At 69.8% G+C, this 25,840-nt stretch carries 24 protein-coding genes; 9 read left to right on the top strand and 15 right to left on the bottom strand.

Features of this window, described 5'->3' with window-relative positions; all coding sequences use genetic code 11:
• Positions 1 to 150: 150 nt before the first annotated feature.
• Genes AC07N1_RS14395 through AC07N1_RS14385 form a run of 3 tightly spaced genes read right to left on the bottom strand, consistent with a single transcriptional unit; the run spans position 151 to position 2,754 of the window.
• Complete coding sequence (locus AC07N1_RS14395; RefSeq protein WP_494672432.1) at positions 151 to 1,140, bottom strand: DUF2891 domain-containing protein; 990 nt, start codon at positions 1,138 to 1,140, stop codon at positions 151 to 153.
• Complete coding sequence (locus tag AC07N1_RS14390) at positions 1,121 to 2,074, bottom strand: DUF979 domain-containing protein (protein WP_494672431.1); 954 nt, start codon at positions 2,072 to 2,074, stop codon at positions 1,121 to 1,123. The genes AC07N1_RS14395 and AC07N1_RS14390 overlap by 20 nt, the downstream gene beginning before the upstream one ends.
• Entirely contained in the window at positions 2,071 to 2,754 is a 684-nt protein-coding gene (locus AC07N1_RS14385; RefSeq protein ID WP_494672430.1) for a DUF969 domain-containing protein, read from the bottom strand. The genes AC07N1_RS14390 and AC07N1_RS14385 overlap by 4 nt, the downstream gene beginning before the upstream one ends.
• A gap of 165 nt (positions 2,755 to 2,919) precedes the next feature.
• On the opposite strand from AC07N1_RS14385, the gene AC07N1_RS14380 reads away from it, so the two are divergent.
• The 4 genes from AC07N1_RS14380 (at position 2,920) to AC07N1_RS14365 (ending at position 10,498) form a co-directional block, all read left to right on the top strand.
• Positions 2,920 to 3,696 (top strand): class II aldolase/adducin family protein, encoded by a 777-nt coding sequence (locus AC07N1_RS14380; RefSeq protein ID WP_494603132.1) that lies wholly within the window; start codon positions 2,920 to 2,922, stop codon positions 3,694 to 3,696.
• Between the two features lie 176 nt (positions 3,697 to 3,872).
• Positions 3,873 to 4,982, top strand: coding sequence for an efflux RND transporter periplasmic adaptor subunit (locus AC07N1_RS14375; RefSeq protein ID WP_494672429.1), 1,110 nt, complete (start codon positions 3,873 to 3,875; stop codon positions 4,980 to 4,982).
• Positions 4,982 to 8,128: an efflux RND transporter permease subunit gene (locus tag AC07N1_RS14370; RefSeq protein ID WP_494672428.1), complete on the top strand. Its 3,147-nt coding sequence runs from the start codon at positions 4,982 to 4,984 to the stop codon at positions 8,126 to 8,128. The genes AC07N1_RS14375 and AC07N1_RS14370 overlap by 1 nt, the downstream gene beginning before the upstream one ends.
• A 15-nt stretch (positions 8,129 to 8,143) precedes the next feature.
• Entirely contained in the window at positions 8,144 to 10,498 is a 2,355-nt protein-coding gene (locus AC07N1_RS14365) for a thiamine pyrophosphate-binding protein (protein ID WP_494672427.1), read from the top strand.
• Between the two features lie 132 nt (positions 10,499 to 10,630).
• Here the strand turns inward: AC07N1_RS14365 and AC07N1_RS14360 are convergent, their stop codons facing one another.
• The 3 genes from AC07N1_RS14360 to AC07N1_RS14350 are packed head-to-tail and all read right to left on the bottom strand — an operon-like array spanning position 10,631 to position 11,874.
• Positions 10,631 to 10,993, bottom strand: coding sequence for a nuclear transport factor 2 family protein (locus tag AC07N1_RS14360; protein WP_494672426.1), 363 nt, complete (start codon positions 10,991 to 10,993; stop codon positions 10,631 to 10,633).
• 3 nt (positions 10,994 to 10,996) lie between these two features.
• Positions 10,997 to 11,359 carry a nuclear transport factor 2 family protein gene (locus tag AC07N1_RS14355; RefSeq protein WP_494672425.1) on the bottom strand — a complete coding sequence of 121 codons (363 nt, stop codon included), beginning with the start codon at positions 11,357 to 11,359 and terminating at the stop codon, positions 10,997 to 10,999.
• Positions 11,356 to 11,874 carry a c-type cytochrome gene (locus AC07N1_RS14350; RefSeq protein WP_494672424.1) on the bottom strand — a complete coding sequence of 173 codons (519 nt, stop codon included), beginning with the start codon at positions 11,872 to 11,874 and terminating at the stop codon, positions 11,356 to 11,358. Before AC07N1_RS14350 ends, AC07N1_RS14355 begins: the two co-directional genes overlap by 4 nt.
• Positions 11,875 to 12,162: 288 nt before the next feature.
• Here AC07N1_RS14350 and AC07N1_RS14345 point away from each other — a divergent pair, with 288 nt between their 5' ends.
• Both AC07N1_RS14345 and AC07N1_RS14340 read left to right on the top strand, forming a co-directional pair.
• Positions 12,163 to 12,654 carry a GcrA family cell cycle regulator gene (locus AC07N1_RS14345; protein ID WP_494672423.1) on the top strand — a complete coding sequence of 164 codons (492 nt, stop codon included), beginning with the start codon at positions 12,163 to 12,165 and terminating at the stop codon, positions 12,652 to 12,654.
• Between the two features lie 52 nt (positions 12,655 to 12,706).
• Positions 12,707 to 12,907 (top strand): hypothetical protein, encoded by a 201-nt coding sequence (locus AC07N1_RS14340; RefSeq protein WP_494672422.1) that lies wholly within the window; start codon positions 12,707 to 12,709, stop codon positions 12,905 to 12,907.
• Between the two features lie 159 nt (positions 12,908 to 13,066).
• Here the strand turns inward: AC07N1_RS14340 and AC07N1_RS14335 are convergent, their stop codons facing one another.
• The 3 genes from AC07N1_RS14335 to AC07N1_RS14325 form a co-directional block, all read right to left on the bottom strand.
• Complete coding sequence (locus AC07N1_RS14335; protein ID WP_494672421.1) at positions 13,067 to 13,528, bottom strand: hypothetical protein; 462 nt, start codon at positions 13,526 to 13,528, stop codon at positions 13,067 to 13,069.
• Between the two features lie 38 nt (positions 13,529 to 13,566).
• Positions 13,567 to 15,039 (bottom strand): tyrosinase family protein, encoded by a 1,473-nt coding sequence (locus AC07N1_RS14330; RefSeq protein WP_494672420.1) that lies wholly within the window; start codon positions 15,037 to 15,039, stop codon positions 13,567 to 13,569.
• A gap of 65 nt (positions 15,040 to 15,104) precedes the next feature.
• Entirely contained in the window at positions 15,105 to 15,749 is a 645-nt protein-coding gene (locus AC07N1_RS14325) for an alpha/beta hydrolase (RefSeq protein ID WP_494672419.1), read from the bottom strand.
• 222 nt (positions 15,750 to 15,971) lie between these two features.
• Between AC07N1_RS14325 and egtB the strand changes: the two genes are divergently transcribed.
• Positions 15,972 to 18,131, top strand: a complete 2,160-nt coding sequence (gene egtB / locus AC07N1_RS14320; RefSeq protein ID WP_494672418.1) for an ergothioneine biosynthesis protein EgtB — start codon at positions 15,972 to 15,974, stop codon at positions 18,129 to 18,131.
• Between the two features lie 170 nt (positions 18,132 to 18,301).
• Here egtB and AC07N1_RS14315 read toward each other — a convergent pair whose 3' ends face one another.
• The gene (locus AC07N1_RS14315; protein WP_058350544.1) at positions 18,302 to 18,511 is read right to left on the bottom strand and encodes a KGG domain-containing protein; all 210 of its coding nucleotides are present in this window, start codon (positions 18,509 to 18,511) and stop codon (positions 18,302 to 18,304) included.
• A gap of 429 nt (positions 18,512 to 18,940) precedes the next feature.
• Between AC07N1_RS14315 and AC07N1_RS14310 the strand changes: the two genes are divergently transcribed.
• Positions 18,941 to 19,480 (top strand): DUF1345 domain-containing protein, encoded by a 540-nt coding sequence (locus tag AC07N1_RS14310; RefSeq protein ID WP_494672417.1) that lies wholly within the window; start codon positions 18,941 to 18,943, stop codon positions 19,478 to 19,480.
• A 58-nt stretch (positions 19,481 to 19,538) separates the two neighbouring features.
• On the opposite strand, the gene AC07N1_RS14305 is transcribed toward AC07N1_RS14310, so the two are convergent.
• The 3 genes from AC07N1_RS14305 to AC07N1_RS14295 form a co-directional block, all read right to left on the bottom strand.
• Positions 19,539 to 20,342 carry an EF-hand domain-containing protein gene (locus AC07N1_RS14305; protein WP_494672416.1) on the bottom strand — a complete coding sequence of 268 codons (804 nt, stop codon included), beginning with the start codon at positions 20,340 to 20,342 and terminating at the stop codon, positions 19,539 to 19,541.
• Between the two features lie 71 nt (positions 20,343 to 20,413).
• Positions 20,414 to 21,895, bottom strand: a complete 1,482-nt coding sequence (locus AC07N1_RS14300) for an ATP-binding protein (protein ID WP_494672415.1) — start codon at positions 21,893 to 21,895, stop codon at positions 20,414 to 20,416.
• Positions 21,892 to 22,659, bottom strand: coding sequence for a response regulator (locus tag AC07N1_RS14295; RefSeq protein WP_110121993.1), 768 nt, complete (start codon positions 22,657 to 22,659; stop codon positions 21,892 to 21,894). Before AC07N1_RS14295 ends, AC07N1_RS14300 begins: the two co-directional genes overlap by 4 nt.
• Positions 22,660 to 22,764: 105 nt before the next feature.
• Here AC07N1_RS14295 and AC07N1_RS14290 point away from each other — a divergent pair, with 105 nt between their 5' ends.
• The gene (locus AC07N1_RS14290; RefSeq protein ID WP_494672414.1) at positions 22,765 to 23,217 is read left to right on the top strand and encodes an EF-hand domain-containing protein; all 453 of its coding nucleotides are present in this window, start codon (positions 22,765 to 22,767) and stop codon (positions 23,215 to 23,217) included.
• A 107-nt stretch (positions 23,218 to 23,324) separates the two neighbouring features.
• Here the strand turns inward: AC07N1_RS14290 and AC07N1_RS14285 are convergent, their stop codons facing one another.
• The gene (locus tag AC07N1_RS14285) at positions 23,325 to 24,035 is read right to left on the bottom strand and encodes an MBL fold metallo-hydrolase (RefSeq protein ID WP_494672413.1); all 711 of its coding nucleotides are present in this window, start codon (positions 24,033 to 24,035) and stop codon (positions 23,325 to 23,327) included.
• 74 nt (positions 24,036 to 24,109) lie between these two features.
• Positions 24,110 to 25,726: an amino acid permease gene (locus AC07N1_RS14280; protein ID WP_494672412.1), complete on the bottom strand. Its 1,617-nt coding sequence runs from the start codon at positions 25,724 to 25,726 to the stop codon at positions 24,110 to 24,112.
• Positions 25,727 to 25,840: the final 114 nt, after the last annotated feature.

The following is a 25,840-nucleotide window of genomic DNA, read 5'->3' as shown; positions in this document are numbered from 1 at the left end:
GTGGCCTGCGAAGCAGGTCGGGTGAGGGGTCTCTCAAACCTTGAAGCTGCGTGCAGCGGTCAGGCCGGGCGGAGCGTCCCACATCTGAGAGACCCCTCATCCGACGGCTTCGCCGCCACCTTCTCCCGCAAGGGGAGAAGGATCGCTGGCTTACCCCTCAAGCATCGCCAGCAGGGCGAAGCTCGCCAGCCAGTGCTCGCCCATGTAGTCGCCGGTGACGTGGGGCAGGGCGGTCGCCAGGTGCAGGTCGGCAGCTTCTAGCGCCACCGCCGCCACGGCCGGAGGCGCGTCCTTGGCCACCGCGCGCCAGCACCAGGCGCGGGAGAGAGACAGGCCGTCGAGGTGGGCGATCTTGCCGTCGGTGCGGTCGCTGACGCTGGGCGGGGAGAACAGCGTCGCCGGTCGGCGCTGGGCGAGGTCGGGCAGGAAGGCGGCGAACCAGGCGGCGAAGCTCTCCGGAAGGAGGCGGCGCATGGCCAGGGCCTCGATCAGGGCGGGCGAGAGGAAGTCGTCGCCCGACGGCTCCCAGGCCTGGCAGACGCGGTCGTCGCCGTACCAGGCGGCGGCCTTGCCGGCGAGTAGGGCGCGGAAGTCGGCGTCGTCGGTCGCGTCGGCGTAGTCGGCGGCCAGGGCCAGGGCGAAGGCGGTGTTGGAGTGCACGCCGGCCCGGATCGGATAGTCGGCGATCGGCAGGAAGGCGCGGTAGCGGGCGACGAAGGCGTCGGCCAGCGGCTGCATGGTCGCGGCCCAGGGCGCGTCGTGGGCGAGGAGTTCGGCTTGCAGCTTCAAGAGCCACGCCCAGCCGTAGGGCCGCTCGAAGCCCCGGCTTTCGGGGCGGGCGAGATAGGCGACCTCGGCGGCGACCTTGCTCTCCGTGAAGGCGTCATCGAACAGGGCGAGGATGGCCGGGGCCTCGGGTAGGTGCGGGTGCAGGCGCAGCAGGGTGGCCAGGGTCCAGTAGCCGTGGACGCAGGAGTGCCAGTCGAAGCTGCCGTAGAAGATCGGGTGCAGCGCGCGCGGGCCGAGGGCGTCGGCGTCGCCGGCCATCACGTGGTCGAGCTTGTTGGGATATTCGCGGACCACGTGGCCGAGGGCGGCCTGGGCGAAGCGCGAAGCGGTCTCAGCGGAAGGCGAGGACATACATCAGGACCATGTTGATCAGCAGCATCAGCACCGCCGTCGGCGCCTGGGCGCGGATGACGGCGTAGCGGTTCTTGAGCTGGAGGAGGGCGGCGGGGACGAGGTTGAAGTTGGCGGCCAGGGGCGTCAGCAGGGTGCCGCAGAAGCCCGACAGCATGCCGATGGCGCAGACCACGGCCGGGTCGCCGCCGAAGCGGTTGATCACCAGCGGCAGGCCGATGCCGGCGGTCATCACCGGGAAGGCGGCGAAGGCGTTGCCCATCATCACCGTGAAGATCGCCATGCCCAGACAGTAGGCGACGACCACGGCCAGGCGGCTGTCGACCGGGGTGATGGCCAGGGTGATGTCGCCGATGGTCTGGCCCACGCCCGCCAGGGCGAAGACCGCGCCCAGCGCCGCCAGCATCTGCGGCAGCAGGGCGGCCCAGCCGACGAGATCCATCAGCCGCCGGCCCTCCTGAAGGGGCGCGCTAGCCGGCTGCCTGAACAGGCGCTGGGCCAGGATCGCGGCGACGACGGCGGCGATGGCCAGGGAGACCAGGGTCGCCTGCTTGGGATCGACGACGTGCTGGCCCTTCCAGGTCAGGGCCTTGAAAATGAAGGTCCCGGCCAGGACGATGACTGGGATCAGCAGGGCCGGCAGGAACAGCTTGAGGCCGAAGCGCTGGGCCAGTTCGACGCGCTCCTCCGCCGTGGTGGTCTGGGGCTGGCCGACGCCGAGGCGTCCCGCGCCCGCCAGCAGGGCCAGGGCGACGACGAGGACGCCGTTGCCGAGGTCGCCCAGGCGGTCGCCGAACAGGAAGCTGATCGCGAACAGGCCCCAGAAGGCGGCGTTGCCCCAGCGCTTGGGGTTGGCCTTGTCGCCGGCGCTCATGGCGGCGAAGGCCGTGAACATGAAGCCGGCGAGCAGGTAGACGAGCGGCAGGCCGATCATGCCCCTTTCTCCTGCAAAGAGGCTCCTCGGCGCGAAAGCTTGCGGTCGAACAGCAGCAGGCGCGCGCCGTGCACCAGGAAGGCGCAGATCGCCGTCGGGATGGCCCAGACCGAAAGGTGCAGCGGCTCGACGATCAGGCCGTTCTGGTCGAGGAAGCCGACGATCAGCAGGATCGAGCCGATCGCCATGAAGATGTCCTCGCCGAAGAAGACGCCGACATTGTCGGTGGCCGCGCTCATCGCCTTGACCTCTTCGCGGGTCGGCTCGTCGAGCGGGGCCTGGCCCTCGGCGGCGGCCTCGGCCATCGGGGCGACCAGCGGGCGGACGGTCTGGGCGTGGCCGGCGATCGAGATCAGGCCCAGCGCCGCGGTCAGCTGGCGGGCCAGCAGGTAGGCGACCAGGATCCGTCCCGCCGTTGCGGCCTTCATCGCCCGGATCGCCGTGCGGGCGCGCTCCTGCAGGCCCGAGCGCTCGAGCACGCCGATGGCGGGCAGGATCACCCAGACGATGCTGACATAGCGGTTCTGGTTGAACGCTTTCCCGAAGGCGGCCAGCACCTCCAGCGGGCCAAGGCCGGCGGCCAGGCCCGAGGCCATGGCGGCGCACACCACCACCAGCAACGGATTGAATCTCAAGGCGAAGCCCAGGACGATCACGCCCACGCCGATCAAGGGCAACATGCGGACGATCCCCCGTATACGAATCTGAGAGGACGGTCCGACGGGCAGGGAGCTCTGGCAAGCCCGTTCCCGTGGAACGCGGGTCGCTTGACCCAATCTCTTGACGGGGGGCGCCTGTCGGCGCGACGCTCAACTCAACAATGATAACTTACGGGAGCAAGAGTCATGGCCGACGGTACCGGCGCGATCGCCGCATCGATCAAGGACAAGGTCAGCGAGGCCGAATGGCAGGCCCGGGTCGACCTGGCCGCCCTCTATCGCCTGGTCGCCCTGCACGGCTGGGACGACATGATCTTCACCCACATCTCGGCGCGGATCCCGGGTCCCGAGCACCACTTCCTGATCAATCCGTACGGCATGTTCTTCGGCGAGATGACCGCCTCGTGCCTGGTGAAGGTGGATCTGGAAGGCAACGTCATCGACAAGACGCCTTACTTCATCAATCCGGCGGGCTTCACGATCCACTCGGCGATCCACGCGGCGCGGGAAGACGCCCAGTTCGTCATGCACCTGCACAGCGACCAGGGCGTGGCCGTGGCCGCCCATGCCGAGGGCCTGCTGCCGCTGAGCCAGCACGCCCTGATCGTGACGCCGCAACTGGCCTATCACGACTACGAGGGCATCGCCCTGAACCTCGACGAGCGCGAGCGGCTGGTGGCCGACCTGGGCGACAAGCGGCTGATGATGCTGCGCAACCACGGCACCCTGTCGACCGGCCGCACGGCGGCGGAATGCTGGCTGGGAATGTTCTTCCTGGAGCGCGCCTGCGCCCAGCAGGTGATGGCCCTGAGTGCAGGACGCGAGCACGTGCTGCTCGCTCCGGAGGCGGCCCAGGCCGAGGTGCGCAGCCAGACCGGCATGGGCCTGGGCATGATCGCCGGCCTGGCCTGGCCGGGGTGCCTGAGGCAGCTGGATCGCGAGTCCCCTGGCTACGCGGACTAGCCGCTTCATGGCGGCGCTTTGGCGACCGACGTTACGTCAAGGCGCCGCCATGAAAGTGTTGCATCGATGAAATAAACCGTAATTCTAGTGTCACTAGACGCGGGTCTAGGGTGAGGTCATATGTCGCCGCAACCTAGACTTTGAGGCCCGGTTCAACGGGGCCGGAGCGTAGCTTAGTGATCCGCAGGCACTTCTTCCTCATGGCGGCCGGCGTCGCCCTGGTTCTGATGATCGTGGCCGGCGGCGCCAAGCTCCTGCTGGGCGGCAAGGCCGAAGGACAGGGCGGTCCGGGCGGCCGCGCCACCGCCGTCTCGCAGGTCAAGGTCGACAATCGTCCGTTCACCGACCGCATCGAGGTGCTGGGCGTGGCCAAGGGCCGCCAGTCGGTGACCATCACCTCCAACACCACCGAGATGATCACCGCCGTCCATTTCCGCGACGGCCAGCAGGTGGTCCGCGGCCAGGTGCTGGTGACCCTGAAGGACGACCAGGAAAACGCCGGCATCGCCGAGGCCCAGGCCAACCTGAACCAGGCCGAGCGCAACTATCAGCGCTGGAAGACCCTGGCCGAAAAGGGCATCGCCCCGCGCGCCACCGCCGAGCAGTACCAGGCCGCCTACGAGACGGCCAAGGCCAGCGTCGCCTCGGCCAAGGCCCAGCGGCTGGACCGCGTGATCCGCGCGCCGTTCGCAGGCCGGGTGGGCATTTCCGACGTCGCCCCGGGCACGCTAATCGCGCCGGGCACGGCCATCGTCAGCCTGGACGACGCCTCGGTCGTGCGCGTCGACTTCGCCGTGCCGGACCGCTACCTCGCCACCCTGCGCGAGGGCCTGCCGATCCAGGCCGCGCCCGACGCGCTGCCGGGCGAGACCTTCCAAGGCCGCATTGCCCAGATCGACACCCGCATCGACGAGGCCACCCGCGCCATCAAGGCCCGGGCCGAGTTTCCCAACCCCGGCGGCCGGCTGAAGCCGGGCATGCTGGTCAAGGTCGCCATCGACCAGGGCGTGCGCCAGGGCCTGGCCGCGCCGGAAGCGGCCGTGCAGTTCGAGGGCCAGCAGGCCTCGGTGTTCGTCGTCGCCAAGGGCGAGAAGGGCCACGTCGCCCGCCGCACCAACGTGACCACCGGCCTGACCGCCGGCGGCTTCGTCGAGATCCGCTCGGGCCTGAAGGCCGGCGACCTGATCGTGGCCGACGGCCTCAATCGCGTGCAGGACGGCGCGGCCGTGCGCGACGTGAACAAGCCGGCGGGCCAGCCTGGCGCCCAAGACCGCAAGGCGGGCTGATGCTTTCCGACATCTCCGTCCGCCGCCCGGTATTCGCCGCCGTCGCGGCGATCATCCTGTGCGTCATCGGCCTGGCCGCGTTCGGCTCGCTGCCGATCCGGGAACTGCCCAATGTCGATCCGCCCGTGGTGTCGATCTCGACCGTCTATCGCGGCGCTTCGGCCGAAGTCATCGAAGAGCGCATCACCCAGGTGATCGAGCGCCAGGTGTCGGGCATCCAGGGCATCGACCGGGTCAACAGTTCGTCGCGCGACGGCCGCTCGCAGATCAGCATCACCTTCCGCCTGGACCGCGACCTGGACGCCGCCGCCAACGACGTGCGCGACGCCGTCAGCCGGGTGTCGGCCAACCTGCCCGACCAGGCCGACCCGCCGCAGATCGCCAAGGCCAACGCCGACGCCTCGCCGATCATCATCCTGAACCTGACCTCGACCACGCTCGACCCGCTGGAGCTGGCCGACTACGCCGACCGCTACCTGGTCGAGCGGATGTCGACCATCGACGGCGTGGCCCAGGCCAACCTGTTCGGGGCCAAGATCTACGCCATGCGCATCTGGCTGAACGCCGACGCCATGGCCGCCCGCGGCATCACGGTCAGCGACGTCGAGGACGCGCTGAACGCCCAGAACCTGGAACTGCCGGCCGGCTCGCTGGAAAGCAGCGCCAAGGACTTCACGATCCGCGTGGCGCGCGCCTACGCCAGGCCCGAGGACTTCGCCCGCCTGCCGCTGCGGGCCGCCGACTCCAGCGGCTTCGTGCTGCGCCTGTCGGACGTGGCCCGCATCGAGGAGGGGCCGGACGAGCGCCGGCGGCTGTTCCGCGGCAACGGCGTCGACCAAGTCGGCATCGGCCTGACCCGCCAGTCGCAGGCCAACGACGTGGCCATCTCCAAGGCCGTGGCCAAGGAAGTGGACGTCATCAACAAGACCCTGCCGCCCGGCACCAAGCTGGTGGTGGCCGTGGACAACTCGGTGTTCACCGCCGAGGCCATCCACGAGGTGTGGATCACCATGGGCATGTCGGTGGGCCTGGTGGCGCTGGTCAACCTGATCTTCCTGGGCAGCTGGCGCTCGGCGCTGATCCCGTCGATCGTCGCGCCGATCTGCATCCTGTCGACCTTCATCATCCTGGCCCCGCTAGGCTTCTCGCTGAACCTGCTGACCCTGCTGGCCCTGGTGCTGGCCGTGGGCCTGGTGGTCGATGACGCCATCGTCGTGGTCGAGAACATCCAGCGCCGGGTGGACGAGGGCGAGCCGCCGCTGATCGCCGCCCAGCGCGGCTCGCGCCAGGTGTTCTTCGCGGTGGTGGCCACCACCATCGTGCTGATCTCGGTGTTCGCGCCGCTGATGTTCCTGCCGGGCTATATCGGCCGCCTGTTCGTCGAGCTGGCCGTGGCCATCGCCGCGGCCGTGGCCTTCTCGGCGCTGCTGGCGCTGAGCCTGTCGCCGATGATGGCCTCTAAGCTGCTGAAGGGCGCCCACGGCGGCGGCTGGTTCAACAAGCGCATGGACTGGGCGATGGGCAAGCTGCGCGACAGCTACCGCGCCTCGCTGGAAAGCCTGCTGGGCGGACGCGCGGCCACCTTCGCCGCCGGCGGGGCGGTGGTCCTGCTGGCCGGTTTCGCGGCCCTGCTGTTCGTCAGCCTGCCCAAGGAGCTGGTGCCGGCCGAGGACCGCGGCCGCGTCGACATCCAGATCAGCGCCCCGGAAGGGGCGGGCTTCGACTACACCTCGGCCATCGGCGCGCGGATCGAGAAGATCATGGCCCGCTACCGCGACGACGGCGTCGCCGAGCGCACCATCCTGACCATCCCGCGCTTTGGCCAGAGCCAGTTCAACTCGGGCAACGGCGTGGTGGTGCTGAAGGGCTGGGGCGAGCGCGACAAGACCGCCGACCAGGTGGCCGCCGAGCTCAACAAGGACCTGTCGAAGATCACCGGCGTGCGGGCCGTGGCCAGCGTGCGCGGCGCCTTCCAGCGCGGCGGGGGCGGCGGTGGCGGTGGCGGGACGAACGTCGACCTGATCGCCGTCGGCAACGACTACGTCCAGCTGGCCGACTGGCTGAAGCCGATCCTGGCCGCGGCCCAGGACAACCCGGGCTTCTCGCGCCCGCGCATCGACTACGAGCCGACAGCGCCGCGCCTGTCGGTGCAGATCGACCTCGACAAGGCCGCCACCCTGGGCGTCTCGGCCCAGGCCGTGGGCCGGGCGCTGGAGACCATGTTCGGCTCCCGCCAGGCGACGACCTACATCAAGAACGGCCAGGAATACGACGTCATCCTGCAGACCGAGCTGGACCAGCGCCGCAGCGTGGCCGACCTCGACAAGCTGCAGGTGCGCACCAATTCGGGCGGCCTGGTGCCGCTGTCGACGGTGGTGCAGACGCAGCTGCGGGGCGACACCCCCGACCGTCCGCGCGTCGACCGCCTGCGCTCGGTGACCCTGACCACCCAGCTGTCGCCCGGCTTCACGGTCGAGGACGCGGTGAGCTTCTTCCAGCAGCAGGCCGCGGCCCATCCGACCCCCGGCGTCAGCGTCAAGTGGGGCGGCCAGGCCAAGGACTATCTGGAAGGCTCGGGCGGCATCGCCATCGCCTTTGGTCTTGCTCTGCTGCTGGTGTTCCTGGTGCTGGCCGCGCAGTTCGAAAGCTGGATCCACCCGGCGGTGATCATGCTGACCGTGCCGCTGGCGGTGCTGGGCGGCCTGTTCGGCCTGCTGATGGCCGGCTCGACCATTAATACCTACAGCCAGATCGGCCTGATCATCCTGGTCGGCATCGCCGCCAAGAACGGCATCCTGATCGTCGAGTTCGCCAACCAGCTGCGCGACGAGGGGCTGAAGGTCACCGAAGCGGTGATCGAGGCGGCGGCCCTGCGCCTGCGTCCGATCATCATGACCTCGATCGCCACCGCCATGGGCGCCTTGCCGCTGCTTCTCTGGACAGGGGCGGGGGCGGGAAGCCGTCAGACGATCGGAGCGGTGATCTTCTTCGGCGCGATCGTCGCGACCCTGCTAACCCTGTTCATCGTGCCGGTGTTCTACAACCTGCTCGCGCGCTTCACGAAATCTCCGGAGTGGACGGCGCGGCAGATCGAGGACTATGAAGCGCGCGAAAAGGCGGGCGAGGGGCATACCTCACCCGTATAAAACGGGTGAGGAAGCATGGCTGACGGGTCTCTGACGGCCAGGCGGCAGGAAATAGCGCTGCTGCGGCGTCTCGAGGAACGCATTCTCTGGCTGGCGTCGTGGACGATCCACAACGCCAACCACCTGCGCGAAAGCCGCGACGGCCTGAAGGTGGGCGGGCACCAGGCCTCGTGCGCCTCGATGACCACCCTGATGACGGCGCTCTACATGAAGGCGCTGCGGCCGCAGGACCGTGTGGCGGTCAAGCCGCACGCCAGCCCCGTGTTCCACGCCATCCAGCACCTGTTCGGCCGCCAGAGCCTGGACAACCTCAAGCGCTTCCGCGCCCTGGGCGGCGCGCAGTCCTATCCCTCGCGCACCAAGGACGTCGACGACGTCGACTTCTCCACGGGGTCGGTGGGCCTGGGCGTGGCGGTGACGGCCTTCGCCTCGCTGGCCCAGGACTATCTGGCCGCGCGCGGCTCGGTGAAGCCCGAGAGCATGGGCCGGATGATCTCGCTGCTGGGCGACGCCGAGCTGGACGAGGGCAACATCTACGAAGCCCTGATCGAGGCCTGCAAGCACGACCTGCGCAACACCTGGTGGATCGTCGACTACAACCGCCAGAGCCTGGACGCGACCACCAAGGACCGGATGTTCACCCGCTACGGCGAGATCTTCGAGGCCGCCGGCTGGACGGTCGAGACGCTGAAGTGGTCCAAGCGCCAGCGGGAGGCGTTCGAGCGGCCGGGCGGGGCGGCGCTGAAGGCCTGGATCGAGACCGCCCCCAACGACCTCTACTCGGCCCTGACCTACCAGGGCGGGGCGGCCTGGCGCGAGCGGCTGACCGCCGATCTGGCCGGCGAGCCCGACGCCCTGGCGCTGATCGCCGGCTACAAGGACGTCGACCTCGGCGAGCTGATGACCGAGCTGGGCGGCCACTGCCTGGAGACGATCCTGGAGGCCTTCGAGCGGGCCTCGCAGGACGACGCGCCGCGCTTCTTCATCGCCTACACGGTCAAGGGCCTGCGGCTGCCGTTCCAGGGCCACAAGGACAACCACGCCGGCCTGATGAACCCCACCCAGGTCGCCGAGCTGCGCGAGCGGCTGGGCGTGGTCGAGGGCGAGGAGTGGGACGCGCTGTCGGGCCTGTCCTCGGCCGAGCGCACGGCGCTGAAGGGCCTGGTCGCCCGCGCGCCCTTCGCGGTCGCCAACAACCGCCACTACGACGCGCCGACCGTGGCGACGCCGAGCGCCGACGAACTGCTGTCGGCCGTAGTGGGAAGCGGCGAGCAGTCCACCCAGGCGGCCTTCGGCAAGGTCATGTTCGACATCGCCGCCCGCAAGGACGAGTTCGCCGGCCGGGTGGTGACCACCTCGCCGGACGTGACGGTGTCGACCAACCTCGGCGGTTTCGTGAACCGGCGCGGGGTGTTCCATCGCCGGGCCCACGAGGACGTCTTTAAGCGTCGGCGCATCCCCTCGGCCCAGGTGTGGTCGATGGGCGAGACCGGCCAGCACGTCGAGCTGGGCATCGCCGAGAACAACCTGTTCATCGCCCTGGCGGCCCTGGGCCTGACCGCGCCGCTGTTCGGCGAGCGGCTGTTCCCGGTCGGCACCCTCTACGACCCCTTCATCGCCCGGGGTCTCGATGCCCTGAACTACGCCTGCTACCAGGACGCCCGGTTCCTGCTGGTGGCGACGCCCTCCGGTCTCACGCTGGCCCCCGAAGGCGGGGCGCACCAGTCGATCGGGTCGCCCCTCATCGGCATGAGCCAGCCGGGGCTGGACAGCTACGAGCCGGCCTTCGCCGACGAGACCGCGGTGCTGATGGCCCACGCCTTCGAGCGGATCCAGGCGGCCGACGGATGCTCGACCTATCTGCGGCTCTCGACCCGCGCCATCGCCCAGGCCGAGCGCGCGGACGACGCCTGGCGGACGGGCGTGGTCGAGGGGGCCTACTGGCTCAAGCGCCCGGCGCCCGATACGCGGCTGGCCGTGGTCTATTGCGGGGCCTTGGCCCCCGAGGCCCTGGAGGCCCACGCGGCCCTGCTGGAGGACGAGCCGGGCGCGGGCCTGCTGGCCGTCACCTCGCCCGACGTGCTGCACCGCGACTGGACGGCGGCGGGGCGTTCGCGCTGGACCGACGGCGCGGCGCAGACCTCGACGATCGAGCGGCTGCTGGCCGACCTGCCGCGCGAGGCGGGGCTGGTCACACTGATCGACGGGGCGCCGGCGGCGCTGTCGTGGCTGGGCTCCGTGCGCGGACATCGCCTGCGGGCGCTGGGCCTGGAGACCTTCGGCCAGTCGGGCGACCTGCCGGATCTCTACGGCAAGTACCGGCTGGACGCTGAGGCGGTTCTGGACGCCTGCGCGGATCTGCTGGCTTAGGGGAGGACCCCCTCCGGCCCTCCGGGCCACCTCCCCCAGAGGGGGAGGATCTGGCAGGCGCTGCGTGCTTCAAGATGCTCCCCCTCTGGGGGAGCTGTCGCGGAGCGACTGAGGGGGACGCCGAAGGCGTCTCTACCGCGTCCCCGGATCCGGTTGCGGGTCGATGCCCACGATCAGGTCGTCGCGCAGCAGGTAGGCGATCACGGCGCTGTTCTGCGACCACAGGCGGCCGTCGGGGCGGCGCAGGGTGATCTCGACGTCGGCGTGGACCCAGCCGTCTGCCTGGGGCCGTATGCGCATCAGGCCGATGTCGACGCCGGCCATGGCGAACTGGCGCTCGAAATAGCCGCGCGCGGCCTCGATCCCCACGACGTCGCCGCCTTCGAGAATGTTGGCGAAGGCGATGTCGGGGTGCAGTTGCGCGACGACGGCCTCGAGATCCCGGCGGCGCGTCGCGTCGAAGTGCCGGGTCAGCAACACTTCAGCCTTTGCCATGCCTCACGCCTCGTCACGCTCTTCGGCGACATCCATGCGCGCCACCCGGCTCGCATGGAAGGTGTAGATATGTCGCACGAAGATGTCGGACCAGAGCCGGCCCTGCAGATTGGTGACGGTCTGCTTGGCGGCGACCACCATCCGGTCGTCGTCGAACGGAGTGAAATCGATCGGATTGACCTCGACCCGCACCATGGCGTCGCGTCGCGACCAGAAGTCCCGCATCGCCTCGAGACCCTGCACGCGGCCGCCGCCGATCTGGTCGGGCCAGTCGATCGCGGGGTCGAGTTCGGCGCAGAAGGCGTCGAAATCCCCCCGGTTGAAGGCCGCGTAGAGCCGGGTCAGGAGGGCGATGCGCGCTTTCATTGAGCGGGTGAGGCCGATGGCGTCGGTTTGTAGCCGGTCTCGACCTTCAGGTAGGCGATCAGGTCGATCCGGTCCTTGGGGTTGGCGAGCCCTGCGAAGGTCATCTTCGTGCCCGGCAGGGCGGTGCGCGGATTGGCCAGCCAGTGGTCCAGGTGTTCGGCGTCCCAGGTGAAGCCGGCGGCCTTCACGGCGTCGGAATAGGCGTAGCCGGGATGCGCGCCGGCCTTGCGGCCGAAGACGCCGTAGAGGTTGGGCCCGGTCATGTTGGGACCGCCCTCGGTGATGGTGTGGCACGAGCGGCAGAGGGCGAACTTGCTCTGGCCGTTCAGCAGGTCGCCGGTGTTGTAGGGGGCGGGGAGGGCGGCCACCGCGGCGGCCTTCTCGGCGTCGGTGGGCGGCGGCGTCGCGGGCGCGGCGGGGGCCGAGGCGGTTTGCCCGGAAGTCTCCCCCTTGGGCGAGCAGGCGGCCAGAGAGACGCAGAGCATGGCCGCGGCCACGACGGTGAGGGTACGCATCACAATCCCCGATAGGCGTTATGTCGCAAGGCTTGCGACGCCGCGCCGCATTCAAATCCAAGCCGGTTTCTGACCCGTGAATTCATCGGGGAACGACGTTATTCGGTCAAGGTCTTGCCGCAGTCTTTTGGGGCTCCCTGCGACAACGCACGCTATCTAGCGAGATTCGCAGAGGAAATGTGATTTCGAGAACCGTGGGTATGCACGGAAGAATTTGACCGTTGTTAACCATGATTCTACCCAAGAGAGGCGGGGGCTGATCCCGCGCCCAAAAAAGCGGATAGCGTCATGGACTGGAACGAGGAACGTACCGCCACGCTCAGGAAGCTGTGGCTCGAAGGATTGAGCGCCAGCCAAGTGGCCCGACAGCTCGGCGGCGTCAGCCGCAGCGCCGTCATCGGCAAGATCCACCGCCTGGGCATCACCGCCCGCGAAACGCCGGTCCGGCCGCGCACCGTCGCCGTCCGGGTTTCCCGCCAGGCTCCGCGCGCCCGCGCCGCGGCTCCGGCCCAGAACCGTCCGGCGCTGCGCCCGCAGACCGCGGTGATGGAAGACCTGACCCCGACCGCCGGCATTCTCGACCTGTCGATGCACTCGTGCCGCTGGCCGATCGGTAATCCGGACGCCGGCGACTTCGGCTTCTGCGGCCGCGAGACCGCCAGCAAGCGCGCCTCCTATTGCCCGGATCACACCCAGGGGGCCTTCCGTCGCTTCCAGTCGCCGTCCGACATCGACGCCTGGACCCGCCAGAGCCTGCCGCAGGAACGCCGCGTCCTCTGACGCGTCCTCCACAAGCCTCTCAAGCCAACAAGCCTCTCTAGAGAGACATCCCATGATCCTCATCGAGAACGCCGCCGGCAGCAGCCAGGTGATCACGATCATCGAAGAGTTCGCCGGTCACTCGATCTCGCGCGACCTGCAGCCGGGCGACGCCGCCCGTATTCCGGTCGGCCAGTTCAAGTCGATCGTCGTCCGCGAAACCTACCCGGACGACTGGATGAGCCGAGTGCGCAGCCGCCAGGTCGCCGCTTAAGCCCATCAACAAGGATCGATATTCGCGGAACAGCGCGCTCGCCCGTAGGGAGGCTTGAGCCGGCGCTGAGGATCGCGACGTCGACCCCCAGTATTTCGTACCCAGTACGAGCCTCGCGAGCCCTTCGGCCCGCGGGGCTTGTTCTTTTTGGGGATGAGCTCAGCAGCCGCCTTCGGCGATGGCGGTCAGGCGCGCTTCGCCCAGCACCGCGGCGGCGCCGGCGCCGTCGCCCGACACCGGTTCGAGGGTCAGGCGCAGTCGGGCCTTGCCGGCGTCCAGGCCTTGGCGATCAAGGCGGAAGCCGAAGCTCTGGGCCGGATCGCCCTTGCCGGTCGAGAAGGCGGTCTGCGGAAAGACGGCCGTACGGCCCAGGGTCTGCACGCCCTGGGGGGTGACCAGGGCGAAGACCAGGTCCACCTGGCCCGAGCGGGGCGGGGTGTAGCCGTCGACGCGGGCCACCAGCTGCAGGCCGGGGCAGCGTTCGGCGGCCGCGTCGCGGGCCAGGGCCGTCTCGGCCGGGCGGCCGATGACGGCGTTGGCGTTGGCCGCCGGCGCCGCCGAGCAGGCGAAGAGGCCGAAGGAAACGGCGAGCGTAGGGGCGAGGGCGAGGAAGCGCGACATGATCCTGTCTCCTGCCTCAGCCTCGCCCCCGCCTGTGGTCAAACGATGACGACTTCGACCTTTGCGTTGGCCACGGTCTCGGGGGCCGGCGCGCCCGACTTGGTGTCGATGGCGATCAGCCGGACGCGGATATCGTCGCCGACCGTGATACCCGCCGCGGTCAGGGCCTGCAGGGACGGCGTGAGGTCGGCCGAGGCCGAGATCCCGGCGCCGCCGTCGCCGTGGCCCGCATGGGCCCCGGAGCCGAAGAAGCCGATGGTCGTGACGTAGCCGGGATCGCCCTCGCGCGGACCGCCGCCGCTGCCCGGACCGTCGATATAGACCTTCACCTCGACATTGTCGGAGGGCGGGGTCAGGCCGCTGATCAGGGCCAGGGCGCGCGAGCCGAGCAGGGCCTGGGGCGTGGCCCCGGTCTGGGGCTTGGTCACGCCCAGCACCGCCTGGCGGTCGCCGCCGGCCTGGGCGCTGGCCAGGAACTGGGCGCCGTTGTCGGTCGAGCGCTTGCGGGAGGCCAGGGTGCGCACGCCGAGGTCGGAGGCCGCCGCGGCCGAGCCGCGGGCGAAGATCTGGGTGATGCGCTTGTCCGAGATCTGGCTCGCCGCCGCCACGCCCAGGCGGGCGGGCGTCGCGCCGTAGGTGTAGCCCAGGGCCGTGACCTGCTGCACCTGGTTGGGGGTGGTCGACCACCACGTGCCGTTCGGGGCCAGGTAGTTGTTCTGGAAGACCATGTTCTGCCAGAGCGTATCCTGGGTGTTCTGGCGGCCCAGGCCGTTCCAGCGCCACCAGATGCGGTCGATATTGCCGTGGTGCATCTGGAAGATGGGGTCCATCGGCGAGCGCGGGCTCGGCATCCAGCCGCCCAGCCGCACGTGGATGGTGTTGTGCGGCGTGGCTTCCAGCACCCCTTGAGTACCGGTGCGGGTAGTGATCCAGCTGGGATTGAGGTTGTTCTGGCCGCGCGGCCGCGAGGTGCCGAACACCTCGTAGTTGGTTTCGTTGTAGATCCGGTTCATCACCGCCGGCCCGACGATGTCGTCGGTCAGGACCAGGCCGTTGTTGCGGGTCGGCTCGTACAGCGAATTGGTCTGGCCGTTGTAGGTGGGGTCGGAGAACGCCTGGGGCACCTTGCGGTTGGCCGACCAGTCCCAGTAGGGCATGGCGAAGCCGAGGTAGCCGGTGACCGAACGGATCATCCGCTCGTACATGGTCACGTAGCCGCGGTGCCAGGGCAGGAAGTACCAGTTGCCGTGCGGGCACTTGTTGAAGCCCTGGTCGGTGCCGTGGATGTTGGCCATGTCGGTCCAGGTCGGGCCCTGGCCGGCGGTGCGGGCCTTGAGGATCCGTACGCCGTCGCGCAGGGCCACGACCGTCGGGTCGTTCAGCTTCAGCGAGTTGATTTCCTTGCGGACCGGGAGCGGCGCGGCGAGGGCCGAGAGGCCCGGCGCGGTTCCGGCGAAGACGGCGCCGCCGCCGAAGCCGACGAGTTTGAGCATTTTGCGGCGCGTAGCCATGGCCGATCCCCCCATTTTTGCGGTCTGTTGGGCTCGACTATGGCGCAATGCTCCGGAAATGCAATCTATGCGAGATTGTCGCCAGGCTGCGCGCTTGAGTTCCCAGCCGTGGCGCGGATCAGCTCCGACAGCAGGCCGCGGCCGCGCGGCCAGGCGCCGTGGCCGGACTCGACGTTGATGTGGCCCGCCCGGCCCAGATCGACGAAGCGCGAGCCCCAGCCGCGGGCGAAGGCCTCGGCGCGGTCTATGGCCACGTAGGGATCGTCGCGGCTGGCCACCACCAGGCTGGGGAAGGGCAGGCGGCTGCGCGGGATGGGCGAGAAGCCGATCAGCAGGCGGCCGGCCGGACCCTCGCGATTGACGTCGGCGGGGGCCACGAGCAGGGCCCCCCGCACGCCGCGCCCGCCGGTGACCTGGGCCAGATGGCCGACCAGGGCGCAGCCCAGGCTGTGGGCCACCAGGATCGCGCCGGGACGGCTGCGCACGGCCTCGGCCAGGCTGATGGTCCAGTCGCCGAGGGTGGGGCGCTCCCAGTCGGTCTGGTCCACGCGTTCGGCGTTGGGCAGGATGCGCTCCCAGTGGCTCTGCCAGTGGTCGGGACCGGAATTGTAGAGGCCGGGCACAATCAGGATCGGCGGATCGTCCGAGGCGGCGGACGGCGCGCCGCCAGGGCGCGGCGATTGAGGAAAGGGCGGCGAGGCGAAGGACATCGCTAAACTCTTCAAGACAGGGCGCCGCCGGAGCGGTTTTGTCCGCTTGTCGCTCCCGCAGGCCGCGTGGAGCAATCCAGATCAATTCAATAGGAATTGAGAACTGCTGATGACACCATGCTGGCAGCAGGCCGCATTGCCCTCGCCTTGCGGAACGCCCAAGCTCCCGGCTCGTTGTGATCACCTGTCCGCGCGAGCGGACCGTTCTCGCCAGGAGTGCGCATGAGTCCCGACGACACCCTGGTCCTGTCCGCGGTCGCCGCGGTCGCCGACACCCCCTTGGCCCGCTACCGCGCCGTGCGCGAGCGGACCGAGGCCCTGGCCGCGCCGCTGTCGCCCGAGGACCAGGCCGCCCAGTCGATGCCGGACGCCAGCCCGGCCAAGTGGCACCGGGGCCATACGACCTGGTTCTTCGAGACCTTCCTGCTGGCGCCGTTCCAGCCGGGCTACCGGCCGTACGACCCGGCCTTCGGCTATCTCTTCAACTCCTATTACGAGGCCCTGGGGCCGCGGCAGCCCAGGCCCCAGCGCGGCCTGCTGACCCGGCCGTCCTGCGTCGAGGTCGGGGCCTATCGCCGCCATGTCGACGCGGCCATGGCCCGGCTGCTGTCGGGTCCGCTGTCGCCGGAGATGCTGGAGCGGCTGGACCTGGGCCTGGCCCACGAGGAGCAGCACCAGGAGCTGCTGCTGATGGACGTTCAGCACCTGTTCGCCCAGTCGCCGCTGCAGCCGGCCTATCGCGAGCGGCCGGACCCGTCGCGTCCGGTCCCCCGGAGCCTGGGCTTCGTCGGCTTCGAGGGCGGGCTGGCGACGATCGGCGCGGACGAGGGCGGCTTCGCCTTCGACAACGAGCGGCCGCGCCATCGCGTGTTCCTCGAACCCTTCCGCCTGGCCGACCGGCTGACCACCAACGGCGAGTGGCTGGGCTTCATGGAGGACGGCGGCTACGAGCGGCCGGAGTTCTGGCTGTCGGACGGCTGGGCCATGGCGCAGGCGCAGGCCTGGGACGCGCCGCTCTACTGGCGCCAGGAGGACGACGGGTCCTGGAGCGAGTTCGGCCTGGCGGGACGCCAGCCGATCGATCCGGCCGCGCCGGTGGTCCATGTCAGCTACTACGAGGCCGCCGCCTTCGCCGTCTGGTCGGGGGCGCGCCTGCCGACCGAGGCCGAGTGGGAGCTGGCCGCGCGCTCGCCCGAGCGGCTGGACCAGATGGCGGGCGAGGCCTGGCAGTGGACCGCCAGCGCCTATGCGGCCTATCCCGGCTTCCGGGCGGGCGCGGGGGCGCTGGGCGAGTACAACGGCAAGTTCATGGTCGGCCAGATGGTGCTGCGCGGCGGGGCCGCCGGCACGCCGCCCGGCCATGCGCGGGCCAGCTACCGCAATTTCTTCCACCCCGGCCAGCGCTGGATGTTCGCCGGCGTGCGCCTGGCGCGCGACGGGGCCGGCGGGCGCGAGCGTACGATGGACACGAGCTTTCGCGACGACGTGCTGGCGGGCCTGGGCGCGACCCCCAAGAGCCTGCCCAGCAAGTATTTCTACGACGCCGAGGGCTCGCGCCTGTTCGAGGCGATCACCGAGCTCCCGGAATACTATCCGACCCGCACCGAGACGGCGTTGCTGCGCGCCATCGCGCCGGAGATCGCCGCCCGCATTCCGCAGGGCGCGGCGATGATCGAGTTCGGCAGTGGGGCCAGCACCAAGACGCGGATCCTGCTGGACGCGGCGCCGCAGCTGGCGGTCTACGCGCCGATGGACATCAGCGCCTCGGCCCTGGACGCGGCCGCCGCGGCGATCCGCGCCGACTATCCGCGGCTGGAGGTCGCGCCGGCCCTGGGCGACTTCACCCATCCGCTGGGCCTGCCGGCGGCGGCGCGGGGACGGCCGAGCGTCGGATTCTTCCCCGGCTCGACGATCGGCAACTTCCCGATGGACGAGGCGATCGATTTCCTGAAGGCCGCGCGCGGCCTGCTGGGGCCGGGCGCGCTGTTCGTGGTCGGGGCCGACATCGCCAAGGGGCAGGACGTGCTGATCCCGGCCTATGACGACGCCGCGGGTGTGACGGCCGCCTTCAACAAGAACCTGCTGGTTCGGATCAATCGCGAGCTGGGCGGACGGTTCGACCTGGACGCCTTCGCGCACCGGGCGGTGTGGAACGCCGCCGAGAGCCGGATCGAGATGCATCTGGTCAGCCTGAAGGACCAGGCGGTGGAGGTCGCCGGACGGTCGATCGCCTTCAAGGCCGGCGAGACCATCCACACCGAGAATTCCCACAAGTACGCCCCCGAGGCCTTCACCGAAATGGCGGCCCGGGCCGGCTGGCGCGTCGAGGCGCGCTGGATCAGCGAGAACCCCGCCTTCGGCGTCTTCGCGCTGCGGTCCTGAGGATCGACCGGAAATGCGGCCTGAAATCCAACAATAGCAACTGCGGCCGGTCGCTGGTCAGCGGACAGCCCAAGAGCCCGGATCGGTCAGCCGATCCGGGCTCTAAAATCCTGATACGTGCGCCGCTACGCTCTGCCGCGCCGCCCGTCCCCCCCTCGGCCGCGGCATTGCTAGAGGTCGCGAGCGCCGAGGCGGCCGCCGCCACGCGACGAGGAACCGCCTTTGCGGCCCGCGTTAGCGGCCAGGTCGCGGTCCTTGGCGAAGCTGCGCTTCTCGCTGGGGACGCTGGCGCCGCCTTTGCGAGCTATCTCGCGGCGGCGTTCCGGATCCATGGCGGCGAAGCCTCGGCGGCCCCGGGGCCGTTCGCTGTCGAGGTCCATGTCTTGCTCCTAATCGGGACTGGTCACGGGAGGAAACGGGCCCGGATCGGCGCCATAGGGACGCTCGTCTCCCGGCTGCACCGGAGGCGGCTGCTGCGGGACTTCGTCGGGCGTGGAGCCCGGCGGATCGTCCGGCGTTTGCGGCTCCAGAGGCGGCGGAGAGTCGGGGTCGGTCATGGCGTCGTTCCGGTGTTCCGGTGAAGTAACCGGTGAAGCCCAGTTCGGTTTCACGTGTCAGGCGAGACAAATGCGGCGTTAAGGACGATTGTCGCGCGAGAAGCCGGGTTGAGAGTGATGAGCAAAGGCGCCTTGAAGGCGGAAAATACCTCAGTGATTACAAGGCATTGGAAGCTTCTGGCGGGCTTCCTGGCCGGGCTTTTCGGGTGGGGTTTGGCCCGCCAAATGAATCTGCCCGGAAGCACGCATATTTTGATCGGCTGGGATGTCGGCGCCGCGATCTACGCCATTTTGCTGTGGCGGCTGTTCCTCACCGCCGACGAGGCGAAGGTGCGCGCCAAGGCCGCGGCCGAGGACGAGGGACGCTCGATCATGCTGCTGATCGTGCTGTCGGCGATCGCCGCCAGCCTGGCGGCGGTGGTGGCGGCGATGATCGGCGCGCGCTCGGCGGCGGCGTCGGTCAAGGACCTGACGGCGGCCTGCGCGGGGGTGACCCTGCTCTTGTCTTGGATCGTGCTGCACTCGGTGTTCGTGCTGCACTACGCCCACCGCCATTTCGGCGGCGGGTCGGGGAAGGGCGGGTTCGGCTTTCCCGGAGAGCCGGCCCGCACCTACAAGGACTTCGTCTATCTGGCCTTCAGCATCGGGGCGACCTTCCAGGTCTCCGACAACGACGTGCGCACCGGGAGCCTGCGCAACCTCGTCACCGCCCATGCGGTGACGGCCTATTTCTACAACACCGCGATCCTGGCGCTGGGGATCAACATCATCGCCGGGGTGGTCAGCGGCTAGAGAGCGTGGCAGCCGAAAGTGTGAGCGGTTTCGGCGCCTGCCACGCTCCAGATAGGCGTCAGCCCCGCGGCGGCGGGCCGCCCCGTCCGCGACCACGGCCCTTGCCGCCGCGCCCATCGTCTTCGCCGTCGAGGATCTTCTGCATCGCCGTCTTGGGCAGTTCGGCCAGGGTCAGGCGGCCGTCGCCGTCCTTGTCGAGCAGCTTGAAGCGCGAGATCGCCGCCTTGGTCGCCTCGTCGCGGGTGATGCGGCGGTTGAAGTCGGCGTCGGCGCCCATCACCGGCTGGGGTTCGGCCAGCAGGGCGAAGGGCGTGGCGCCCAGCAGCATGTTGCCCAGGCCGTTGGGACGCCGGCGAGGACCATCGCCGTCCGGGCCGCCGCCTTCGCCGCCGCCGCTGGGGCCTTCCATGGCCTGCTGCGGCATGGCCGAGGCCTGGACGATCTCGGGCGCGATGTTGCGCTCGTAGGCCGAGACCTCGAAGCCGTCGACCACGCCCGACTTGTCGACGTCGAGGCGGTCGAAGAAGCGCAGGGAGTCGGCGACGAACTCGTCGCGGGTCAGGGCGCCGTCGTGGTTGGCGTCGGCGCCGGCGAACCAGGCCGCGACGGGATAAGGTTGGCCGGGATCGGCGCGGAACGGCTCGCCCGCCGGGCTGATGAACACCTGCTTGCCGCCTGGCCCGCCACTTGGGCCGCGCGGACCGCCGTCGGGGCCGCCCGGGCCGCGGGGACCGCGTCCGTCCTCGCCCGGAGGCGGGCCGAAACCGGGACGACCGCCCGGACCGCCGCTGGGCGGCGCGCTGGCGCAGGCGGCGAGCGACAAGGCGGCGAGGGCCAGGAAGGGCAGGGCGCGTGCGGTCATGGAAGAACTCCTTCCCACCGCTTGAAGCGGCGCCGCGTTGCGCACTGATGTCGCCGCCGAAACAGTCTGGTCTAGGCGGGGAGGGTCACCTTGGCGCGCAGGCCGCCCTCGGGCCGGTTCGACAGCGACACGTCGCCGCCGTGGGCGCGGGCCAGCGAGCGCACGACGGCCAGGCCAAGGCCGATGCCGCCGGTCTCGCGGTTGCGCGAGGGCTCGCCGCGGAAGAACGGCTCGAACACCCGCTCAAGCTCGGCGGCCGGCACGCCGGGGCCGTCGTCGTCGATCTCGATCACGGCGCAGTCGTTCTCGCGATAGACCCGGCCGCGGGCCGCGCCGCCGTATTTCAGGGCGTTCTCGACCAGGTTGGTGACCAGGCGCTTGAGGGCGATCGGGTCGCCCTCGACGACGATCTTCTCGCCTTCCTCGGCCGTGGCGTTCCCGCCGGTCTCGGCGGTCTCGTCCATGACGCTTTCCAGCAGCGAGGCCAGTTCGAGCTTGGTGCGCTCGGCTTCCCGGCTGGTGTCGCGGACGAAGGCCAGGGTGGCCGAGATCATCGCCTCCATCTGGTCGATGTCGACTTCGAGCTTGTTGCGGACGTCCTCCGGCGCGGCCTCGATGCGGAAGCGCAGGCGGGTCAGCGGCGTGCGCAGGTCGTGGGCGATCGCGCCGATCATGGCGGTGCGATCCTCGACGTAGCGGCGCAGGCGCTCCTGCATGTTGTTGAAGGCGTTGGAGGCGGCGTTGACCTCGGCCGAGCCCGACAGGCTGAGCGGCGGGGCGCGCGGGTCGCGGCCCAGGCGTTCGGCGGCGGCGGCGAAGGCGGTGATCGGACCGGCCAGGCGGCGGGCGAACAGCCAGGCCAGCGGCGAGACGGCCAGCATCGACAGGGCCAGGATCAGCAGGATGCGCTGCTGCCAGCTGTCGAAGCGGAAGGTGGGCTTGGGCTCGACCACCATCCAGCGGCCGTCGGCCTGACGCACGCCCAGTTCGAAGTCGCCGAACAGGAACGGCTCCTCGCGCATCATCGCGGCCAGGCGCTCGACGGGCGAGGCGTTCTTCTGCGAGACCCCGGGCGGCGGACCGCCGGGAGGCATGCCGCCGACGCCGTCCGGCCCCGGGCCGGGACCCGGGCCCGGACCCGGGCCGCCAGGACCCCCGGGGCCGCCTTGCGGGGGCGGGGTCTTCTGGCGCTGGGTGCGCACGAAGAAGCGCGGACCGTTGTCGGTGAGGATCGAGATGCGTTCGACCGGCACGCCCAGCTCACGACCGATGGCGGCCTTGAACTCGGCGCGGCGCGGGGAGTCGTCGGTGTCGAGCTTCATGCCCGAGCGATGGCGGATGACCAGGGGGCGTCCGTCGCGGGGATGAACGGTCTGGCCGCCCTTCAGCGCCCGGGTGATCTCGCTGAGGCGATAGAACTCGGGCGGAGGCGGCGGAAGGGTGAAGATGACCCCGATGGCGATCAGCTGCGCCGCCACCAGGGTGACGATCACAAGTCCCAGGGCCTGGGCGAACAGGGGGGCGTCGCGTCGCCCCGGGACTGCGAACTTCATGGCGTGCGAGTGACCTTGGGCGTGAACATGTAGCCCTCGCTGCGGATCGTGCGGATCAGTTCGCCGCCGCCGCCGTCGTCCAGCTTGCGCCGCAGGCGGCTGATCTGGACGTCGATGGCGCGATCGTAGGCGTCGCTGTCGCGGCCGCGGGCCAGGTCCAGCAGCTGGTCGCGGGTCAGGACCCGTTGCGGACGCTCGACGAAGGCGCGCAGCAGCGAGAATTCGCCGCTGGACAGGTTCACGACCACCGACTGCGGCGAGCGCAGTTCGCGGCGGACGAGGTCGAGACGCCAGCCGGCGAATTCGCAGGCCGCGCCCATGGTGTCGTCGCTGGAACGCGGCTCGGCGCGGCGACGCAGGACGGCGCGGACGCGGGCCAGCAGTTCGCGCGGGTTGCACGGCTTGGGCAGGTAGTCGTCGGCGCCGAGCTCGAGGCCGACGATGCGGTCGGTCTCCTCGCCCATGGCCGAGAGCATGATGATGGCGGGGCCGTCCTGCGCCGCGAGACGGCGGCAGATGGCCAGGCCGTCTTCGCCCGGCAGCATGACGTCGAGCACGACGAGATCGACCGGGCCCTTGGCCAGGGCCTGTTCCATGGTGCGGGCGTCCTGGGCGCTGTCGACGACATAGCCATGGCGGACGAGGAAGTCGGACACGACGTCGCGAATGCCCGGATCGTCGTCGACGATCAGGATGCGGGCGCCGGCGCCCTTGGTGGTGTCCGCGACAGCGGCGGACTGTGCTGTGGTCGGGGAGGTGTCCATGACGGTCGTCCTTTCATGCCCCTGTCACCGTCAGATTTCACGCTTGCAACAGGCGCGCAACCTGATCGTGACTCCCTAGCGTCAAATCGCCACGGAGCATTTTCCATGAACCGACTCGCTACCGCCGTCTTCGGCCTGTCCCTGCTGGTCGCAGGGGCGGCGCATGCCCAGCCGGGCCAGGGCGGACCCGGGCGTGGCCCCGACGCCGATGGCGACGGCGTCGTCACCGCCGCCGAATTCGAGGCCTCTGCGCTGCAGCGTTTCGAGCGCAACGACGCCAACAAGGACGGCGTGATCGACGCGGCCGAGATCGACGCGATCAAGAAGCGCTTCGAGGAACGCGAAGGCGGGGCCGGCGGTCCGGCCGGCGGCCCTCCCGCGGGCTTCGGCGCGCGGATGCTGGCCCAGCTCGCCGCGCAGGACGCCGACCAGGACGGCAAGATCAGCAAGGACGAGGCCCTGGCCGCCAGCCGCGCCCAGTTCGCCAAGGCCGACAACAATCACGACGGCAAGCTGACCGGCGACGAGTTCCGCATGGGACCGCCGCCGCAGCGGTAGGGTTCAGGCGAAACCTCGTCCTTCGACAAGCTCAGGGTGAGGTTTCTACTGCACGGTCGCCAGATTGGTCCTCATCCTGAGCTTGTCGAAGGACGAGGACCACGCAGCTACCCCGGCGAGCGGTTCACCGGAGCCGTGTAGCCGGGGCCCTTCATGGCGGCGACCGCGCGATCGCCGACGAACGGATTGCTGCGGCGCTCGGCGCCGAAGCTCGACATCGGGCCGTGGCCCGGCACGAAGCGCACGTCGTCGCCCAGCGGCCACAGCTTGCCGGTGATGGCGTCGATCAGGTCCTGGTGGTTGCCGCGCGGAAAGTCGGTGCGGCCGATCGAGCCCTGGAACAGCACGTCGCCGACCTGGGCGAACTTCGTCTCACGGTGGAAGAACACCACGTGGCCCGGCGTGTGGCCCGGGCAGTGCAGGACCTCGAACTGGGTCTCGCCCAGGGTGACGACGTCGCCGTCCTCCAGCCAGCGGTCCGGCACGAAGATGCGGGCCTCGGGCACGCCGTACATCTCGCCGCTTTCCTGGATGCGATCGATCCAGAACTGGTCGTCCTTGTGCGGCCCCTCGATCGGGACGCCGGTGCGGACCTTCAGCTCGGCCGCGCCGCCGGCGTGGTCCATGTGGCCGTGGGTGATCCAGATCTTTTCCAGGGTCAGGCCTTGGTCGGCCAGGGCGCGCAGCAGGCGGTCGACCTCGCCGCCCGGATCGATGACGGCGGCCTTCCTGGTCTTGGAGCACCAGACGATCGTGCAGTTCTGCTGCAGCGGCGTGACCGGGGCGATGACGGCGCTGATCGGCGACGGGTTGGTCACGGGGCGGGCTCCAAACGAAAACGGGCGGGACCCGAAGATCCCGCCCGTCTGAACTAGAGACTACTGTCGGCAGATCAAGACCGTTCCTCGGGCGAACCCGGGGCCGGAGCGCCCGGCATCGGCGGAACCGAGGTGCCCGGCGCCTCGGGGGCCAGTTCCGGAACGTCGGTCAGGCCGCGGCCCAGGTGGCTCTTGCGGATGCCGTAGGCCAGGTAGATCACCAGGCCCAGCGCGCCCCAGATCGGCAGCACCAGCATCGCTTCGAGCGGCAGGTTGAAGTAGAGGGCCGCGCAGCCGACCATGGCCAGCGGGGCGACGATCCAGACCGCCGGCGTCTTGAACGGACGGTGGCGCTTGGGATCCTTCACCCGCAGCACCATCACCGCGATCGCCACCATGAAGAAGGCGAACAGGGTGCCGGAGTTGGAGATGTCGGCCAACTGGCCGACCGGGAAGAACGCGGCCGCGATGGCCACGAACACGCCGGTGACCATGGTCACGATGTGCGGCGTCTTGAACTTCGGGTGGATGGCCGCGAGCTTCTCCGGCAGCAGGCCGTCGCGGGCCATGACGAAGAAGATGCGGGTCTGGCCGTAGATCATCATCAGGATGACCGAGGGCAGGGCCAGGTTGGCGGCCAGGCCCAGCAGGTTGCCGACGACGGGCCAGTTGATTTCGCGCAGCACGTGGGCGAGGGCTTCGTTCGAGCAGACCAGGCTGTCCTTGTTGGCGGCCAGCGAGCAGGCGGCCTGGAAGGCGGCCGAGCCGGGCTGGATGGCCGAACCGTCGGCGCCGAGCACCGGCTGGGCGCCGATGGCGCCGATCGCGCCGGAGGCCACCAGCAGGTAGAACACGGTGCAGAGCGCCAGGCTGCCGATCAGGCCGATCGGGACGTTGCGCTGCGGGTTCTTGGTCTCTTCGGCGGCCGTTGAAACAGCGTCGAAGCCCACATAGGCGAAGAAGATCGAGGCGGCGGCGCCGACGATGCCCATGCCGCTGGTGCCTTCGGGGCCGAACCAGCCGTTGGGAGCGAAGGGCGAGAAGTTGCCGCTCTTGATGGCCGGGATGGTCAGCACGATGAAGGCGGTCAGGGCGGTGACCTTGATGGCCACGAGCACGGCGTTGACGCGGGCGCTTTCCGTGGTGCCGATGACCAGCAGGGCGGTCACGGCCAGGGCCACGACGATGGCCGGGATGTTGACGATGCCGGCGCTGAAGTCGGCGACGGGGATGAAGCCGTGCATCGACCAGGCCGGACCGGCTCTAAGCAGGGCTGGCCACTGGAAGCCCAGCGCGTTCTCTATGAGGCCGAGGAAGTAGCCGGACCAGCCGGCCGACACGGCGCTGGCGGCGACGGCGTATTCCAGGATCAGCGCCCAGCCGACCATCCAGGCCAGCGGCTCGCCCATCACGGCGTAGGAATAGGTGTAGGCCGAGCCCGAGACCGGGACCATCGAGGCCAGTTCGGAGTAGCAGAGCGCGGCGATGGCGCAGACGGCGCCGGCGATCACGAAGCTCCAGATCATCCCGGGGCCCGCCTTCTGGGCGGCCGCAGCGGTCAGAACGAAGATCCCGGTGCCGATGATCGCGCCTACCCCCAGCAGCGTCAGCTGGATCGGTCCGAGCGAGCGATGAAGGGATTTTTTCTCAGCCGTCGCTAGGATCGCATCAAGCGATTTTACGCGCCACATAGTTCCTCCTGGATAGGCAAGACTCCCCCCCGGGGGTCGCCTTTAGAAAATTTTGCGGACGGTGACCCGTTTATGAGCATGGGGTCAAGGCCGCGCCGCCGAAGCGCGTAAATG

The organism is Caulobacter sp. GW821-FHT09B11 (assembly GCF_059418205.1).
The sequence above is the reverse complement of the archived record's forward strand: the minus strand, read 5'-3'. Positions and strand labels throughout refer to the sequence as shown.

Coding starts and splice junctions, on each gene's coding strand:
- AC07N1_RS14395 (WP_494672432.1), bottom strand. CDS start 1,140: ATGTCCTCGCCTTCCGCTGAGACCGCTTCGCGCTTCGCCCAGGCCGCC.
- AC07N1_RS14390 (WP_494672431.1), bottom strand. CDS start 2,074: ATGATCGGCCTGCCGCTCGTCTACCTGCTCGCCGGCTTCATGTTCACG.
- AC07N1_RS14385 (WP_494672430.1), bottom strand. CDS start 2,754: ATGTTGCCCTTGATCGGCGTGGGCGTGATCGTCCTGGGCTTCGCCTTG.
- AC07N1_RS14380 (WP_494603132.1), top strand. CDS start 2,920: ATGGCCGACGGTACCGGCGCGATCGCCGCATCGATCAAGGACAAGGTC.
- AC07N1_RS14370 (WP_494672428.1), top strand. CDS start 4,982: ATGCTTTCCGACATCTCCGTCCGCCGCCCGGTATTCGCCGCCGTCGCG.
- AC07N1_RS14365 (WP_494672427.1), top strand. CDS start 8,144: ATGGCTGACGGGTCTCTGACGGCCAGGCGGCAGGAAATAGCGCTGCTG.
- AC07N1_RS14360 (WP_494672426.1), bottom strand. CDS start 10,993: ATGGCAAAGGCTGAAGTGTTGCTGACCCGGCACTTCGACGCGACGCGC.
- AC07N1_RS14355 (WP_494672425.1), bottom strand. CDS start 11,359: ATGAAAGCGCGCATCGCCCTCCTGACCCGGCTCTACGCGGCCTTCAAC.
- AC07N1_RS14350 (WP_494672424.1), bottom strand. CDS start 11,874: ATGCGTACCCTCACCGTCGTGGCCGCGGCCATGCTCTGCGTCTCTCTG.
- AC07N1_RS14345 (WP_494672423.1), top strand. CDS start 12,163: ATGGACTGGAACGAGGAACGTACCGCCACGCTCAGGAAGCTGTGGCTC.
- AC07N1_RS14340 (WP_494672422.1), top strand. CDS start 12,707: ATGATCCTCATCGAGAACGCCGCCGGCAGCAGCCAGGTGATCACGATC.
- AC07N1_RS14335 (WP_494672421.1), bottom strand. CDS start 13,528: ATGTCGCGCTTCCTCGCCCTCGCCCCTACGCTCGCCGTTTCCTTCGGC.
- AC07N1_RS14330 (WP_494672420.1), bottom strand. CDS start 15,039: ATGGCTACGCGCCGCAAAATGCTCAAACTCGTCGGCTTCGGCGGCGGC.
- AC07N1_RS14325 (WP_494672419.1), bottom strand. CDS start 15,749: ATGTCCTTCGCCTCGCCGCCCTTTCCTCAATCGCCGCGCCCTGGCGGC.
- egtB (WP_494672418.1), top strand. CDS start 15,972: ATGAGTCCCGACGACACCCTGGTCCTGTCCGCGGTCGCCGCGGTCGCC.
- AC07N1_RS14315 (WP_058350544.1), bottom strand. CDS start 18,511: ATGGACCTCGACAGCGAACGGCCCCGGGGCCGCCGAGGCTTCGCCGCC.
- AC07N1_RS14305 (WP_494672416.1), bottom strand. CDS start 20,342: ATGACCGCACGCGCCCTGCCCTTCCTGGCCCTCGCCGCCTTGTCGCTC.
- AC07N1_RS14300 (WP_494672415.1), bottom strand. CDS start 21,895: ATGAAGTTCGCAGTCCCGGGGCGACGCGACGCCCCCCTGTTCGCCCAG.
- AC07N1_RS14295 (WP_110121993.1), bottom strand. CDS start 22,659: ATGGACACCTCCCCGACCACAGCACAGTCCGCCGCTGTCGCGGACACC.
- AC07N1_RS14290 (WP_494672414.1), top strand. CDS start 22,765: ATGAACCGACTCGCTACCGCCGTCTTCGGCCTGTCCCTGCTGGTCGCA.
- AC07N1_RS14280 (WP_494672412.1), bottom strand. CDS start 25,726: ATGTGGCGCGTAAAATCGCTTGATGCGATCCTAGCGACGGCTGAGAAA.